Annotated in this window: 12 protein-coding genes; 6 read left to right on the top strand and 6 right to left on the bottom strand. The window is 60.8% G+C overall.

The annotated features are described in order from the left end of the window. The first annotated feature begins 116 nt into the window (after positions 1–116). Positions 117–638: a hypothetical protein gene (locus X744_RS1000000175080; protein ID WP_245266566.1), complete on the top strand. Its 522-nt coding sequence runs from the start codon at positions 117–119 to the stop codon at positions 636–638. 171 nt (positions 639–809) lie between these two features. Here X744_RS1000000175080 and X744_RS158670 read toward each other — a convergent pair whose 3' ends face one another. After that, positions 810–2267, bottom strand: a complete 1458-nt coding sequence (locus X744_RS158670) for a caspase family protein (protein ID WP_023758879.1) — start codon at positions 2265–2267, stop codon at positions 810–812. Between the two features lie 189 nt (positions 2268–2456). On the opposite strand from X744_RS158670, the gene X744_RS158675 reads away from it, so the two are divergent. The 4 genes from X744_RS158675 (at position 2457) to X744_RS158690 (ending at position 9280) form a co-directional block, all read left to right on the top strand. Next, entirely contained in the window at positions 2457–3182 is a 726-nt protein-coding gene (locus X744_RS158675) for a hypothetical protein (protein ID WP_023758878.1), read from the top strand. Positions 3183–3416: 234 nt separating this feature from the next. Continuing rightward, complete coding sequence (locus X744_RS158680) at positions 3417–6701, top strand: hypothetical protein (protein ID WP_023758877.1); 3285 nt, start codon at positions 3417–3419, stop codon at positions 6699–6701. A 205-nt stretch (positions 6702–6906) separates the two neighbouring features. Beyond that, entirely contained in the window at positions 6907–8016 is a 1110-nt protein-coding gene (locus X744_RS158685; RefSeq protein ID WP_023758876.1) for an OmpA family protein, read from the top strand. 19 nt (positions 8017–8035) lie between these two features. Next, the gene (locus tag X744_RS158690) at positions 8036–9280 is read left to right on the top strand and encodes a caspase domain-containing protein (RefSeq protein ID WP_245266565.1); all 1245 of its coding nucleotides are present in this window, start codon (positions 8036–8038) and stop codon (positions 9278–9280) included. 47 nt (positions 9281–9327) lie between these two features. On the opposite strand, the gene X744_RS158695 is transcribed toward X744_RS158690, so the two are convergent. After that, positions 9328–9906, bottom strand: coding sequence for a hypothetical protein (locus tag X744_RS158695; RefSeq protein WP_198032220.1), 579 nt, complete (start codon positions 9904–9906; stop codon positions 9328–9330). 192 nt (positions 9907–10098) lie between these two features. On the opposite strand from X744_RS158695, the gene X744_RS158700 reads away from it, so the two are divergent. Next, entirely contained in the window at positions 10099–10635 is a 537-nt protein-coding gene (locus X744_RS158700) for an OmpA family protein (protein ID WP_031260113.1), read from the top strand. A gap of 158 nt (positions 10636–10793) precedes the next feature. Here X744_RS158700 and X744_RS158705 read toward each other — a convergent pair whose 3' ends face one another. The 4 genes from X744_RS158705 to X744_RS158720 form a co-directional block, all read right to left on the bottom strand. Then, the gene (locus X744_RS158705) at positions 10794–13118 is read right to left on the bottom strand and encodes a M23 family metallopeptidase (protein WP_023758872.1); all 2325 of its coding nucleotides are present in this window, start codon (positions 13116–13118) and stop codon (positions 10794–10796) included. Next, positions 13115–13525, bottom strand: coding sequence for a DUF1036 domain-containing protein (locus tag X744_RS158710; RefSeq protein WP_032907342.1), 411 nt, complete (start codon positions 13523–13525; stop codon positions 13115–13117). Before X744_RS158710 ends, X744_RS158705 begins: the two co-directional genes overlap by 4 nt. 108 nt (positions 13526–13633) lie before the next feature. Further along, positions 13634–16081: a serine/threonine-protein kinase gene (locus X744_RS158715; RefSeq protein ID WP_031260111.1), complete on the bottom strand. Its 2448-nt coding sequence runs from the start codon at positions 16079–16081 to the stop codon at positions 13634–13636. Between the two features lie 5 nt (positions 16082–16086). Then, complete coding sequence (locus X744_RS158720; protein ID WP_032907316.1) at positions 16087–16860, bottom strand: protein phosphatase 2C domain-containing protein; 774 nt, start codon at positions 16858–16860, stop codon at positions 16087–16089. Positions 16861–16867: the final 7 nt, after the last annotated feature.

The following is a 16867-nucleotide window of genomic DNA, read 5'->3' as shown; positions in this document are numbered from 1 at the left end:
CGCGGTTATCTATTAGGGCCACTGTTCGGCATAACAGGTGTCTCCGACATCCGGCCTGGGGAATAGGACCTTCTGCCGATCAGCGGGCTTTTCGGATACGTCCGTCGGAGAACGAAGTGGAGAAATTGATGCGGAACCTTATACTGGCCTTCGCGGCACTTGTCCTAGCCGCGTGCCAATCGGCTCCAGAACCGCCACAATCCGCCGTTGTTGAACCTGTGTTGGATCCTGCTACCATTCCATCCCAACCCGCCTTGGATCCTGCCTCTGTTCCTCCTGGCTCGGCGATTATGGATCAATCCGTGACAATCACTCCTCCCGCAAAGGGCGTTCCAACAAAGTACGCTGCTTTTTCGGGCAATTGGGCCGGACGATTGGAAGGTACATATGAAGGTAAACTGGCTGTTCAATCTGTTTCTTCGAACGGAAAGGTCACGGTCACCTATGCGTGGGGAATTCTGGGCGATAACAATCCGGGAGAGGCCGCAGGCGCAGGAAAAATTGTAGGGACTACGTTGAAGCTTGGGCGCCTCCCGAATGGCGCGGACGTCAGTTTTATGATGATGCCCGACGGAACTCTGGCCGGAACCTATACGCTCGCCGGCCAGACCTACACGGGCCTGTTCATCAGGCAATGATCAAAGAAGATACGGTCGCGCTCGTCCGGTTTTGATCCGCTCCCAATAGCGGCCCTTCAAATGCTCCGATGCCTTTGCGTCATAACCGCTGCGCTCAAGGAGGGTGGCGGCCCCGAGCCGCGGCATTCCCAGAACAAAGGCGGAAAGGAAGCGCGCCTGACCGCCCACATCCTAAAACACGCCACCAATGCCTATGCCCCCACTAATGTCTGGAGGGGGGGCTGCGGGGCGTTGCGGGGCGGCCTGCGCGCGTTTCGCAGCCTTGCGGCTGGGACCGGTTTGCGAAAGGCCGTTGTCCGACGCGACTTTGGCCGGCTTGGCCTTGACGATGACCGGCTGCTTGCAGATTCTGCCGGAACGCAAAAAGAGATCGCCGAGCAGTCCGACGGTCGGCTCGGTCGTCGATGCGACCTGATTGGTATTTTTGTAATAGTCGGTGAGGGCGCGGATGGAGCCCGTGCCCCAATCGCCATCAACCTGCATGCGATAACAACCCAGGCGGCGAAGTTCCGTCTGAATGCTGCGCGCAAGATCGCCTGCCTTGTCCTTTTGTGCTTCGCCCGCCGATGCGCCGACAATCAGGGTTTCGAGACCGGAGACGACGCTCTGGCGAGCGACTGCAACGCTGTCAGTTGGAGACAGATTGGCGACCTGAGTGCCGACCGGCCCCGCTGAACCGCCTGATGGTGCAGGAATCTCGACCGACCGCAACGTCTGCCCGACGATGAGCACGGCGGTCTGCAGGTCGTTGGAGGCGAGCTCGATCTGCAGCTTCTTCTTGGCGTCGGGATCGGACAGTATGCGCGACAGGCTGGCGCTCAACTGCGCCGGATCGAGCATCTGCTGTTCGGTGAAATAAAATTGTTCACGCAGGTTCGACTGGTCCCATGGAACCTGGCGGCCGACGGTGAGCGCCTCGGTCTCGTTGCGGACGCGGATCATCATGTCCGAAATGCTCAAGCCGGGGATTTCGACATTTTTCAGAAGCGCAGTGGTGAACGGGCTGTTTTCGCCGGTACCGTCGACGGTGACGTTGCCGGGCTGGGTCGCGAAGGCGACAAACGTGTTTTCGCCGACCTCAACCTGGGCCAGACCGTTGATGTTGGCGCCGCTGCCCAGCGGATTGTTGCGGCAGGCATCAAGGAAGATGAAGGTCTGACGGTCGCGACTGGCGAATTTGGCGATCACGTCGTTCAGCTTGACGGCGTGCGCCGTCAACTTGTCCAGGTTTTCCGGATCGGGCGTATCGATCGGCAGCAGGTAGTTTTCGCCTTGCACTTGCATGCCGTGACCAGCGTAGAAGATCAGCACGGCGCTGCTTTCGGGCAGCTTGGCCTCGGCGTCGCGGAAAAGCTTGGCGAATCCATCGGCGGTGAGATCGGTTCCGGTCAGAACCTCGAAATTCAGCCGCTTCAGGCTGTCGGACAGTTTCGTCGCGTCGTTCACCGCATTGGCGAGGTGCTCGAGACGCTTGCTCTGGTAGTTCGTGTTGCCGATGACGATCGCCAGCCGGTTGCGCGGCTGTGGCGAGGCGTTCTGCTCGACCGCGGCGCGAACGCCGACCGTGCTCAGGATCACGAAAAGCATGAGCAGAAGGATGCGTAAGAAGAATCCGTGGCGATGGGTCATATCGGCATGCTCGTTCCAGCCTGCGTCAATCCTATTCCGGCAGCCTTCGAACGCACCACACGCAAACGCAATCCTGCCTGAGCGTCTGGACTCCGTGCCGCCAACGGCCAGCAAATTTTTATACCAAGTGTCATGTCAAAGATAGGAAAAAGGGGATTTGTATGCAGTCACTGGACTGTGGAGGACACGATGCCGATCAAGATCAACCTCGCCCTGCCGGTTTATGGAGCAGCCTACAAAAGCGTGTTCGTTCGCAGCCTCTTCGCGGCCCTGACCCACAACAGCCTGTCCAGCTACGCTTTCACGCTGTCGGAAATCGAGTACACGGATATCCCGTTTTCCCGGAACTATCTGCTGACGAACTTCTACTACAACAAGCCGGATTGCAGTCACATCCTGATGATCGACAGCGACATGGGCTTTTCGCCTGATCTGATCGGCGCGATGCTGGCGCTGGACAAACCGGTGGTCGGCTCGTTGTATCCCCGGCGCCTGGTCGATCTGCGAAAACTCCACTCACTGTCGACATTGCCCTTCGACAAGGCCTTCGCACAAAGCCTGGACTTCATCGGAACCGTCGTCGAACCCCGGCAAGAGATAAGGGGCTTTGTCCGGGTATCGTCATGCGGCACGGGTATCTTTCTGGTCTCCCGCGACTGCGTGACGGCGATGATCGAGAAGTTGCCCGAGACGGTGGACCGGTCTCGTTACCGTAGGAACAAGTACACCGCTCAGTTCCAGAATTTCCTGACGCCGTTTACTAAGATCGTGACGCCGGAACTGGATTTGCCTGACGATTTTTCTTTCTGTTACCGCTGGGCGGAACAGTGTGGCGGCGAAATCTGGGCAAGCTACGACCGCAAGATTGCTCATGCCGGAGACCTGACCGTTTCGGCAGCCTATTCTGATCTCTAAATGTGCCCTTTGAACGGTGATACACTGGGGTCAATAGTTCGCTTCGAGCTTTTCGATAGTGACCTTGTCGCCACAGCTGGCCTGATAGTCGCCCAACGGCGAACGCCGAACCATTGCCGTAGAGCAACACGCCGCCTACACTCTCGGCGAGGCAGGTCAACGAGCCCCAATCCCATGGGTGGGGCCTATTTTAGTTTTTTGTGACGGTATCGATTTCTCGTAAAGTGGGGTCGAATGAGCGTGCCGCGCGAGGCCTATCAATTGGCGGGTGTTTCGTTGCTTGCGTTGGCGGCAGCGTCCACCTTCCAAATATCTGGCGCAGCGGCGTGCTCCGCCACTGCAAACGGCGACGGCGATCCGTTCCAGACGACATCGGTTACGGTGGAGTGCAGGACGGTCGGGGATTTTCAGGACATCGATGGCGTATTCACCACCCGGTTTAATGGGTTCCAGAACTCGTCGGAGATCAAGATCAATGATTACGATGGCAACGGCGACGACATCCTAAGGATTTTTGGCGGCGAGCTGACCGACGACGTGTCGACAACGCCCAGTGTAGGCGGGCTGCCCACGGATGGGTCGACCTCCTTGCAGCCGGCGGATGGGACGATCGAGCTCCTTGGCGGCAAAGACCAATTCGAGATGTTCTATGGGGATTACTTGGGCGAGCCGTTCGCCCCCAACGTCAGGGCCAATCTCGATACCGGGGCGGGCGATGACACCGTCGTCATCCAGGCCGGCAGCATTCAGGACATCAACCTTGGAGACGGCACCGACAGGGCCGCGATATCCGGCGGCGCCACGCAGGTCGGTGATGTGACCGGCGGCGTTGGGGACGACGAGATAACGGTCGGTATCCTCGAGACCGAGGAGGGCGTTTTTTACAGCGCGCCAACCGTCGGCGTCATCTACGGGGGCGACGGCAGCGATACCATCACCATTGCGGGAGGCAACGTTGCTGCAGTCGATGCCGAGGCCGGCGATGACAAGGTCAGCATAGGCGGCGATGCCGCGGTCGAACTCGATGTCGATGGTGCCTCCGGAAACGACACCATAACGGTCGGCGGCAACGCCACCATCGGCGGCAATATATTCGGCAACGATGGCAACGACACCGTCAACATCAACGGCGGAACCATCGGGACAACCACGACGCCGGGCCGCGTCGATCTCGCCGACGGCGCCGATATTTTCAACATGACCGCAGGTCACATAACCGGTTCGGTATTCGGTGAAGGTGGCGGCAACACCTATGACGTGAGCGGCGGTAGGATCGACGGTTCGATTTTCGCCGGCAGCCAGAACGACGACGTCACGGTCTCAGGCAGCGCCAGTATCGGCATCGACCTTGGCGAGAGTGGGAACGACACCGATTCTGTCGGCCTGGAGGATGGCGACGACAGCTTCTCGATGACCGGCGGCACACTCGGCGGCGCCGTGAGCGGCGGCGCCGGCAATGACACGATCGACTTCCGCGGCGGCACGATAAATGGTTTCATCGAAGGCAATGACGGCAACGACCGGATTTTCGTATCCGGCGGCATTCTCACCGATGAAATCATCGGTGACCTAGGCAACGATACGATCACCATCAGCGGCGGAACGATCGCCGGGCCGGTTTCCGGCAATGACGGTGATGACCATATCAGCATCTCGGGCGGCACCATTGGCACAGCCGCCGTGCCGACCCAGGTCGATCTCGGTACCGGGGTCAATACATTCGACATGAGCGGCGGCACGGTCAACGGATCTGTTTTCGGGGAAGGCGGCGTCAGCGGCGCCGGCTTCGACAACGTCTCGGTCATCGGCGGCACCATTACTGGCGGCATCGAAGCCGAGCATGTTCATCTGTCAGGCGGCACGATCGGCGGTAACATCACTGGCCTCGGGCCCGACACGCTCGTCATAGACGGTATCGGCACGGTAGATCCGCTCAATCTGAGCGATGGCGTGCTGTTTAGTGGAATAAATGCCAATGGCACCGTCACCGGCACCGACCTCGCGGCCGGCGGCAAGAGCCAGAACTTTACGGGCTTCGACAATTTCTCGGCCGACGCTTCCACACTGCGTTTCAGCGGCGGCACGCAAGGCATCAACCAGCTCAACCTCGGCAACGGCTCGACGCTGTTCATCAACGGCAACGTCACCATGCCGGGTTCGATCATCGCGACCACGAGTTCGCTGATCGACATGCGCAATGGTGTCGCCAACGACGTGTTGACGCTCGGCGGCCTTACCCTCAACGGCGCCCGCATCGGCCTCGACATCAACCAGCAGACGGTGCAGTCGGATCAACTGGTCGCCGGCGCGTTCTCGGCCACCGGCGTCAATACAATCATCGTCAACCTGCTCGGCACGCCGCAATTCACCCAGGCGACCGATATCCCGCTCATTGTTTCGACGAACGGTCCGGTCACCGGGACGTTCAGCGTCGCAGGTGTTCCCGGCACGCCGGGCTCGCTTTTCAGCTATCAGGTCGTAGCCGGCCCGAATGGCGGCTTGTTCCTGCGTGCCACGCCGGCCAATTTCGGCATTGCGGCGGCGCCCACCAGCGCCACCAACGCCGGCGCGGTCACGGTGGCAATCGACGCTCTCTACGGCATAAACCGCGACGCGCTCGATGCTGACCTCCACCTTTCGCCCGCATCCGGATCTGGAATGGTGCCGGTTTCGGAGAGCTTCGGGGTCTTTGCCTCCGGCCAGTTCGCCCATACCGAGCATGACGGCTACAACATCAGCGGCGGCGGCTTGAATGGACCCGGCCCGAGCTTCGATGCCAATGATTTTTCGGCCGCCATCAGTCTTGATTTCAATGCCGCCAAACACTTCCAGTTCGACAATGAGTATGGCCTGAACATCGGCGTTTTCGCCGGCTACGCCTCGACCGACGTCAGCCTCGGCGCGTTCCGGGGATTTGATGCCATAGGCGAAGGTACCAACAAGGCTGGCCTGTTCGGCGGCTACGTGTTGTTTCGCAAAAGCGTCGACTACGCGTTGGTCTCCGCCTCCGGCTTCATCGGCGGAAGCGACGTGACGAACGGCGTGCTCGGCACCACCGGCAGCTATGATACCAAGGGCTATGCGGTTACGGCATCGGTCGGCCACATCTTCAAGCTGGGCGAGCGCACCCGTTTCGACCTGCGCGGCGGCCTGCTTGGCGTTTCATTCCGCGGCGATCCCTATACAGACAGCGGCGGCAACGAGTTCGGCAAGAGCCAGCTTTCTTTTGGCGCGATCAAGCTCGAGCCCGGCATCTATGGCGATTACACGCTGAGCAACGGCATGGTGTTCAGCCCCTATGCGCGGGGCGAATTGCAGCAGCGTTTCGGCTACAAGAACACCACCGAAATCGACACCAGGGAAATCAACTTCGACGATGCGGATTTTTCCGCCGCGCTGTCGACCGGCTTCAATCTGAAAGTGTCGGACTCGACCACCGTCAACGGCGAAGTCCGTGGCAAAGCGTCTTCAGACAGTTCCACCATCGGCGCCAAGTTCGGATTGAAGATCGCCTTCTAGCCAGTGTGGCGTGGCCGGATTATGGACTGGCCAAGCACTCCAGCCGAGACGCTCGCCAAGCGAGAGCAAGTGTTCTATGCTCTCCATCGGCACCGAGCAATTCCAGGAAAAGAGACGGTTTTCCGTCCGGAATTGCGTCAAACAAACAGATGGAGCGGTTTGCCGTTTCCGTGAAAGCGTGAACTGCTCTAGGCAGGGGGGTTCCATGTTCGAAGTCGTCGGATTCTGCTGGAAAATACGGTCGAGAAGTCGGCTCGCCATAAACGCACTTGGCTTGATCGTTGCGCTGTCCGTGCTGCTTTTGCCCGGACTGGGAACCGCGAACGCACAGGCGAACTGGACGCTCGATCCCGCCGCGTCGGTGCTCACCTATCAGTCGGTCAAGAAGAACACGATCGTCGAAACCAACAAGATCAGGAATATTTCCGGCAGCCTTACTTCGGGGGGTGACGCCAAAGTCACCTTCGACCTCAATTCGGTCGATACGGGGGTCGATCTTCGCAATGTCCGCATGCGGTTCCTTTTCTTCGAGACATTCAAGTTTCCGTCCGCCGAACTGACCGCGAAGGTCGATCCCGCGGCGTTTGCCGACCTGCCGACCAAGCGACGTGTGAAGGCGGTGCTTCCGTTCCGTCTCAACTTGCACGGGGTCGACAAGAACCTTGAGGCCAACGTCGTGGTGACCATGATCAGCGACGACATGGTATCGGTCGCTTCGGAGGCTCCGGTCGCCGTGCATGTGGAGGACTTCGGGCTATTGCCGAATGTCGACAAACTCCAGCAGGCGGCCAATGTGACCAACATTGTTCCGACCGCATCGGTGTCGTTCGATTTCGTGTTCACCGCTGACGGCAGCACGCCGGCTGCTGTCCAGCCTGTTGCGGCGAAGACCGCCGATGTCGGACCCGTCGCCACCGATGCCGCGAAGACGAACTTCAGCGACGAGGAGTGCCTCAACCGGTTTGCGGTGCTGTCGCGCACCGGGGCTATCTACTTTCGAACGGCGAGCGCGCGGCTCGATACCCAAAGCCGCCCGCTACTTGCGGAGGTCGTCGGTGTCGTTGGCAAGTGCCCGGGCCTGAAGGTCGAGGTTTCCGGACATACCGATTCCGATGGGTCGCCTGTCGAGAACAAGCGCTTGTCGGAGCGGAGGGCCGAGGCGGTTGCCGACGCCATTGTCGCCGCGGGCATTCCTCGCACGCAGATCGCGGCGACCGGCTACGGCGAGGAGCGGCCGGTTGCCGCCAACGACACGCCGAAGAACAAGGCGCTCAATCGGCGGATCGAGTTTTCCGCCACCAAGCTCGTCAACTGAGGAAGGATCCGTTGTCCCGGTGAGTTTCGATCTGATCGCCCGTTGTGGTGGCCTTATGCGCGGCATCGGGCTTGCAGCACTGGCATTACTTTTGACTTTGTCGGCCGCCGATGCCGAACGCCGTGTCGCGTTGGTCCTTGGCAACTCCCAGTATCAGCATGCTCCGGCGCTGACCAATCCGGTACGCGATGCCCAGGCCATGGCCGAACGTCTGAAGAACCTGGACTTTGAAGTCGTTTCCGGCTTCGACCTGACCAAACTGCAGACCCAGACGACGATTGCGCAGTTCGCCAAGCAGGTTCGCGGCGCCGACATCGCCCTGTTCTTCTACGCCGGCCATGGGCTGCAGGTTTCAGGCAGCAACTACCTTCTTCCGATCGATGCAGCACTTGAGGACGAGACCTCGCTCGACTTCGAGGCGGTGCCTGTGGATTTCATCTTGCGGCAAATGTCACGCGAGACCAGCATAAGGCTGATTTTCCTCGACGCCTGCCGTGACAATCCGCTTGCCGATGTGTTGGCAAAGACCGCCGGCGTCAAGGGAGCAAGGAGCGGCCTTGCCGAAATCCCGATCGATAATGGTGGCGCGGGCACGCTTGTCGCGTTCGCCACCAGTCCTGATCGGGTCGCCTATGACGGGTCGGGCGAACATTCGCCGTTTGCTTCGGCGCTGCTCGCGCATATGGGCGAAACGAATGTTTCCATCACCGAAGCGATGAACCGCGTTACCGCCGATGTCTTCAAGGCAACCGCCGGCAAACAGCGCCCCTGGACCAATGTCTCACTGACCACCGAGGTCGTCCTGCACAAGATCGATCTCAACGCGCCGCTGATCGTCGGCGAGGCGAGCGCTCAGCAACCGGAAGGCGGCTCGGATGGGCGCAACGCCACGGCAAGTCCGGCCGGCCCCGGTGACGACGCCCAACTCGCACTCAATGTGCTTCGTCAGAAGATACCGAAGCTTGCCTCGGACGACCCCATCTTTTTCGACCACCCGATCGATTTTGGCGATCCGGAAATCGACGGCAAGAGCATTGCCGAGCTCATCAAGGGCAAGCCACGCTTCAGTCCGGTGGAGGGGCTCGACAAGTCGGTATGGGAAGGCAAGCATTGCGACGGCTGCCATCAATGGAACGAGGCCCGGCTGTGCGAACAGGCGAAAAATTTCGCCTCCAACGATGTCTCTGTTTTGCGCCTGCAGCATCCGCTCGGAACACGCTTCAAGGTGGCGCTTGCCAAATGGGCTCAAGGTGGCTGCAAGTAATACAGGGCGTTGATGGCATCCATCCAGTTTGTGCCGGGGTGAATGCTTTAATACGCATCCGCTGATTCGCGCAGCGCCTCGATCTCGGCCATCTGGATGCCCATTTCGACAAAGGCCGAAAGAACGGCAAACCGGTCGGCGAGCGCGACACGTGCCAGTCCGGTCAGAATCCCGGCATTGACCGCATGGGCGGCAGGAAATGGTTGCAGGGCCGATACCATCGTCGCGGCCCTGGCCGAACCATTGTCACGCCATCCCGCGGCCAGGACAATCCAGCCGACCGGCGTCGTTGGCTGTGTCGTCGCGGCCGCACTGACTGCTGCGCGATGATGCGGGCTGTCCGGTTCACCCACCCAGTCGCGGACAAGCGCGAGCAAACCGTGATCGGTCTCATCGAGCAGGTCGGTCAGGTGGCTCAGGCATTCATGGGCCCACCAGACCGCGGCCCGCTCTGGAAGCAGATAGGCACAAAATGTAATCGCTTCCTCGGGAACGCGCCCGGCGAGGAGGTCGCGGCAGAACTCGATCGAGCGCTGGTCGGTTGGAAGGGCTCTCATGTCCCGGGCAACAGCAGGACAGGCCATGAAAAGATCCCGTGCCGTTTTGAACCGGAGCCCATTGGCCATGACCGCCACGCTTTCATCGAGGAGCTCTGGCCACTCAAGCCTCACGCGCGGCGCGGGTCAAGTCTCATCCTGTGACGCGCCGACAACTCGCGGCATTGTCGTGCCCTCAGTGTTTTGTCGACAGACAGTTGCCTTGGAATTTGGTATGATCGCGATCATCGAAATCGGATTGCTCAAACAGGAGGAGCCGCTATGCAGTGGAGCAGTTCAGCTTTTATGTTGGCGGTCGTGTTTTTCTCGACCCACGCTTCCGCCGATCCCGTTCAGAAATCAGAAGACATTGTGAAGTTTTTTGCCGGCGCGGCCGATCTGGGCAAGTCGCGAGGAATTTGTGTCGGCTCCGAGGAGGAGTGCAAAAGCAAGACCAAGGCAAATGACGCGCCAGCAGGAAAATCCAGCCTCGACATGCTGATCAATTTCGGGCTGGATTCGGCCGAGCTCGACACGACTGCGCGCGCTGAACTCACCGAATTCGCCAAGGCCCTGAAGGACAATCGGCTGCGCACGTTCAACTTCGTCGTCGAAGGCTACACCGACGCCACCGGCACCGTGCATTACAACGAAGGCCTGTCGCAGCGTCGAGCGCAATCGGTGGCGACCTTCCTGACAGCCAGCGGGATTGAGACCGCGCGCATCAATGCGATCGGCATGGGCGAAAAAAATCCGCGCAGCCCAAACCCATACGATCCCGTGAACCGCCGCGTGGAAATGCGGATAAAGACGGAATAAAGCCGGTAAAAGTGTGAAACGGTTTTCCGTCCGGATTGCGTTAAACAAACAGAGTGCGCGGTTCGGCGTTTCCGTGAACGCTCTGAAGCCTGTTGCATCCCGATGAAATCGGGATGGGGAACATCAACAGTCCGAGACACTTATGCCGCGCGGCCAGGTCAAAGCGTATTCTGAATCGAGCCTATGAGGGCGGTGACGGCCTGTTTGTATTTTTCGAACTCCGGCGATGTCTGGCGGATCTGCGTGGTCTGCGGGCTCGCGTCAGTAGCCACACGGCTTAGTTTTTGGCCCATTTTCCTTTCGGCCCAGTCCACCACGTAGCTGGCTGTCTTGCCGGTGAGAAACGGATTGGCTTGGATGACGGCCGAACCCAGCACGGCGCTCAGTTGCGCCGAACCTGTCGCCGCCAGCACCTGATGCGCGCCTTCCATCCCCAGGAAATGACAGAGATAGAGCCGTCCAGCTGTGATCTGGTGACCGCGCGCCCGAAGATAGGCCTCGCCTTCGCGCGCCAGATTGCGCACCATCTCGCGCGAGATCGTGGCGTCGTAGCGCAGAGCGAGCAGGTCGGCAGTCGACAGCGTGCGCGCAAGCTCCGGGCGATAGGTGCTCATCATCCTGATCCAGGTCTTGGTTATGAACTGGCCGGCGCCGGTCGCTGAAGAATTTGGGTTCTTGGCGCGAGCGCTGCCGCCACTTTCGACATGAACGATGCGGTCGGTGAGCGTTTCGACAGCGGAATCGTCTGAAGCGATCGCGGTAACCCTGCCCAGCGGGTCGATCGCCTCGCCATTCTGATAAAGTTCGAAATGCAGGTGAGGCCCGGTCGAAAGGCCGGTGGTGCCGATGTATCCAATGATGTCGCCGGCTTTCACCTTCGTGCCGACGCCGGCCTGGATTGCAAATTTCTGCATATGCGCATAGCGCGTCTCGCGCCCGTTTCCGTGCGATATCTTCACCAGATTGCCATAGTTGCCGCCATCGCCTTGGAAGGTGATCTCGCCATCGAAGGCCGCTGCGATCGGCGTGCCAACGGGAGCCGCCCAATCGACGCCCTTGTGGATGCGAACGGTCCCGAGGATTGGATGCTTGCGTGGCCCGAAGGTGGAGGTCATAACCCCGTTGACCGGTGTGACCATGCCGTTGGTTACCGTCAGTGAGCGAACCTGATCGTCACCGGTGACGCACGCAAACTGGCCGTCGCTCTGCTGGAAGACGAAACAGTCGAGGCTCTTTTCGCTGCCCTGGACACCCACATACAGCACCCGCCCGGCACCTTCGTCCTTGCCGCGCGGCATCTGCGAATAGATCAGCACGAGGCGCTGGTCCTCGCTTGCAAAGGCGTCCAAGTCCTGTCCTCTCGAGAGATACATGATCGCTTCGCCGATCACGCCGGTCGGGACATTGTTGCGGGCCGCCGTCGAGTAGATCGCGTCGAGCAGACGGTATTGCCTTTTGTGCGTGCCTTCCGCCTGTGCGCCCGAATAATTGAACAGGTCTTCGCGGACCCAGGGATCGACGCCCGACACGAACGCGCCGGCGGCATTGCGCGTCAGCGTGCCGACGAACACGTTCCTGGCGTAGATCGAAACCTGCATGAGGGACATCGTGGTCGTCCCGCGGCTCGGCCTGAAACCGCGCATGGCAACTACATAACCCGGTTCCAGACTGTCCCGATTGAAAAGCGCCTTCAGGGCCTCGCCTGCCAACTTGGCATCGTCGGCGGAGAAATGCGCATCGAGCACAACGCTGTCCAGGCTGCGGTCGTTGAGGGTCTTCACGAACATGTCCTCGGTCGCCTCGAACCGCTGATAATCATTCGTGACGACCGCGACGCTGGTGTTGTTTTCGATCTGGGTCTTCTGGAATGCGGGAAGGGCAGCATCGCCCGCGTCGATTGTCTCACCCCAGCCGGCTTCGGGATCGTCGGCGTCCGCCTTCTGGTCCGGAACCGCCGCGGATTCCTCTGCGGTGGGTGATGGCTCAAGGTCGTTCTGGAGATCGCCGGATGGAGCGGTAGCGGTCTTTCTTTGCGCCTGGAAGAATGCGAAATCCTCCTGCGTCGACGGTATCGTCGTCATGAATTTTTCGCTGGCGCTAAGCATGACGTCGGACAGAATTTCGAGCTGGGGAGAAACGCCGGCCTGATCGAGTTCCGCCGGGCGCGGCATCGTTCGGCCTTTCGTTGCGGCGCCGGCATCGGGCGCCAGGGTGATCCACATTGGATCCCCGGCAAGGTCGATGATGGCCGGCACATAGACGGATGCATCGGCCGGCACATCATCCACTCCCTCGACCGCGTGCAACTCCTCATCTTCGTCGCCGAACGACCAATAGTCCGCGGTGAGGTAGAAACCGGCGGCGATCGAAAGCAGGAGAACCACCGCGAGACCGGCAATAAGCCTGCGCCAAAGCGCGCGCCTGCGAAGGGCGGCGCGCGCCTGCTTTTTGTGCCTGAAGCTCGTGTCGATATTGTGCGTCACGGATTGCTTCCGGTCAGGAAGAAGGTCCAGCGGACCTGTTCGAGCGTATCGACTTCGAGAAATTGCGCCGCGATATGGCCGCGCTGCCAGCATTCATCGATGCCGCGTATCGAGAAACGGCGCCGCTCGATGCACATTTCTGTCGATCCGGTGAGGATCGCATGACCGAACACGTCCGTGGCATAGATGTAGATGTAGCGGTTCGTCAGTTTCTCGCGGATGACGTTCACGCATTGATTGGCGCCGATGGTCCACCAGCCATCGGTCTGGTCCGCATTGTCGACCTTCTGGCCGACAGCGAGATTGACGACGTCGAGTGTCTGATTGCAAACCGTGAATTCGGCGCGCGCTTCGCTGGATGACAGCACCGCCAGCAGCGCGGCGCCCGCCATGACTGCAAGCCTCATGTGGCCTGTCAGGGCAAACACGGCTCGAAGCGGATCACGCTGCTCTATGGGCAGGTCGGCGGACGAACGGGGCGAACGCGAGCGGCGGAGTTCCATCGGGCGTCCATGCTATCCGCCGAGCCGGAAATACTGGGCAGCGGCCGAGAACCGAGTCCCATCGGTCTCAATTTCTTCGAGAATTTTGGGGAGCAGCACAGCGGCGGGTGTCGGCGTGGAGAACGCGGCCGCCTGAATATCATGGACGCCCGTGATCACCATTATGATCTGCGGCACGGCCTTTCCGGCGGCTTTGTCGGCCGCGCCGAGGCCAATCGGGATGCTGAAAGTAGCCTTGCCCGGTTCTACGACGATGCGGTCGTCGAGATTGAATACCATGCCTTTGTGATCGATCAGCAGCACGCTGGAGACGAGCCCGCCGCGTGTCACCAGCGTGCCGCTGACCGGCGTGCCGTTCGGCACCGACGTCCGATCGAGAACAAGCTGCGGCTTGTCGGCGGCGGTCTGCCCCAGAAAGCGCAGAAAATTGGTGACTTCGCATTGGCTTGGCTCGATGAGGCGGACGCTGATGTCCGGCTCGATGTGGAATTTTGCCTGGAAATCGCCCAGCATGCGCTCGAATGGCTGGACCGCAGTTCCAAATCCTTCGATCGCGGGGGCCTTGTCGGTTGCCGACGTCATGGTCGCATAGAAACAATCGCCGCCGCCGAAGTCGCGAACCCAGGAGACCCGTTGCGCGATGTCGTCGACGGCCGCGGGGGCCTCTGGTTTGGGCACGTTCAACGCGACGACAGGCTGGTCGGGCTGTTTGGCCTCCGGTAGTGCGGCTTTTTGACTCTCGGCCTTCGCGATATCTGTCTTGCTTGCGGCGGGTTCAGGCGCCGGCGTGGTCGCCTTGGGCGGTGTCGGCTGGTTGGTCTGTAGCTCGGGCTTTTGGCTCTTGACAACCTCTGGCTTGGCCGGCGGCGGCGTCGAGACGCTCTCGGCTGCTGACGGCGCTGGAGCGGTCGTGACAGGTGGCGCCGCCGACGTCTGGCTGTCGCTGGCCACTGCATCGGGCTGGATTGCCGGTGATGCCTTTTCGGGCGGCGGCTGCACGTCCGTAGTTGGCTTCGGGGGTGCCCCGGTCTTCGAGGGGACTCCGGCGGGGTTGGCCGGCCGCGGCTTCTGAGCTGCCGCTGCATCTTGCTGATTTTCAGCCGGCGGTGCGCCGGCCTCCGGCTGCGCGAGCGGAACTACCTTTGCCGGCTCGGGGGCATTCGCGGCAGTGTCCGCCGGGGGCGGCTTTGACAGCTCTGGGGCGGGCTTTGATGGCTCTGGTGCGGAAAGCGATATCTTATCGACGGTCGGCGTGGCAGGCGTCATGAAGCCGCTCAGATAGAGCCCTGCGCCGGAGGCGACAGCAAGCGTCGCCAAGGCGGCGATGGCGACGGTCCGGGTGGTCTTTGCGGGTTTTGCGCGCACATCCGCCTTGACCGCGCGCGGAGGACCGACGGCCGGGGATGGCTGCGGTGCGGTCAAAAGCGCGGGCCGGACATGCGGGACAAAGCGCTCGCGCGTGCCCGTCGCCAGCGGCGCGTCGTGTCCCGCGACATTGGATGGCTGAGGCTGGCCCTTAGGATCAGGAGCAAGGGCTTGCTCGGCTGGCGGCAAGACCGGTCGCTTGCGTGGTGGGATGGACGTCGGCGGCATCGTTCCTTCGTCTTCGCCACGCGTCATTCTGGCGATGTCCGCCATGCTGGCCGGCCGGTCTCGCGGATCCGGTTGCAGCATGGCTTCAACGATGTCACGAAAATCGTCGTCGATGTCGGAGAGATCAGGCACGGTCCGGCGCTTTTCGATGACCTCGAACTGCGATCCGCTCATGTCGATCGGCTTGCCGCGCAAAGCGGCAACCAGCACCAGCCCCAGGCTGTAGATGTCGGATTGCTCACTGACGTCGCCGCTGTAGAGCCCGAGCTGTTCGGGCGAAACATAATTGTACTTTCCCGCGAACTTTCCGCCGATCAGGGTCTCACCGCCCACGCTCGCCGAGCGGGCGATACCGAAATCGATGATCTTCGCGCGGTCGACCCGGCCGCCGGGCAGGATGATGTTATCGGGGGAGAGGTCGCGGTGTATTGCTCCAGCTTGATGGACGGCGCTCAAACCGGAAGCGAGGCGGTGGCAGAGCTTGCGCACATCTGCCGTCGGCATCGCGCCACGTCGCATGATGTCGAACAGCGACTCGCCGTCGACGAATTCCATGGCAAGGTAGGGACGGCCGATCCCGGGATCGATCGTGAAGACGTGGTACCGCACGACCGCGTCATGCGACAGGTGATTGAGGATCAATGCCTCCTTGCGGAACAGCGATAAGATCGTCTGGTCACGGGCGAACTCGGGCAAGACGATCTTGATCGCGACATGGTCACCGGTCTGGATATTATGGCCACGGTAGACCTCGCCCATGCCACCGAATGCGATCCGCTCGTCGAGTTCGTAGATGCCGCTGAGTTGCGTGCCTACGGCGGTGTTGGCCATGCCCCCCGATATTCGCGTCTTATCGTCGGCGCTCATGAGCCTCAAGCCTCCGCTCTATGCGGATCTGGACGAGGCGATTGGCCATCGCGCCGTTCTCCGATCTTCACAAGCACGATCGTCACGTTGTCCGTTCCGCCGCGCGCCAGCACCATGTCGAGCAGGTTCTCGCAGGCTGCCTGAGGTGTCGCCGAAACAGTCGCCGCCTCGATCTCGGCGTCGGTGACATGCGCCGTCAGCCCATCCGTGCTCAACACAAAAATGTCCCCAGGCATGATTTCGCCCTGCTGGAAATCGATGACAATCTCGTCGCTGACGCCGATCGCTTGTGTGATGACATTGCGGCGCGGCCAGGTGCGCGCTTCGGCTGCGCTGATGATACCCCGGTCGATGAGCTCCTGAACTTCGGTGTGGTCTCTCGATATTTGCGAGATCGAGGCGTTGCGGATTAGATAGACGCGGCTGTCACCCGCCCACAGGCAGGCAAACCGCCCGTCCATCGCCAGCAGCGCGGCAACGGTAGAACCGATGGTTATGCCGCGAGATTCGGCTATGCCGCGGATCTCGGCATTGGCCCTGCTCAGCCTGTCCTCAAAGCGCGCCCGAAGATCGGGTGCCGAGCTCGCGATGCCGATCGTTGCCAGATGATCGACGATACTGGCTGAAGCGACCTCTCCGGCGTCATGTCCACCCATTCCGTCGGCTACCACCCAGAGGCCAGTTTGTGGCTCGACCAGATAGCTGTCTTCATTGAGCTCACGGACAAGGCCTTTGTGGCTCACGCCGAAGCTTTCAATGGGAAGGGCGACAGTATTCATTTTGCCA

Source organism: Mesorhizobium sp. LNHC252B00 (genome assembly GCF_000502955.1).
Classification (GTDB): domain Bacteria; phylum Pseudomonadota; class Alphaproteobacteria; order Rhizobiales; family Rhizobiaceae; genus Mesorhizobium.
Note: the sequence above shows the minus strand (reverse complement) of the source record. Positions and strands in the feature narration are given on the sequence as shown.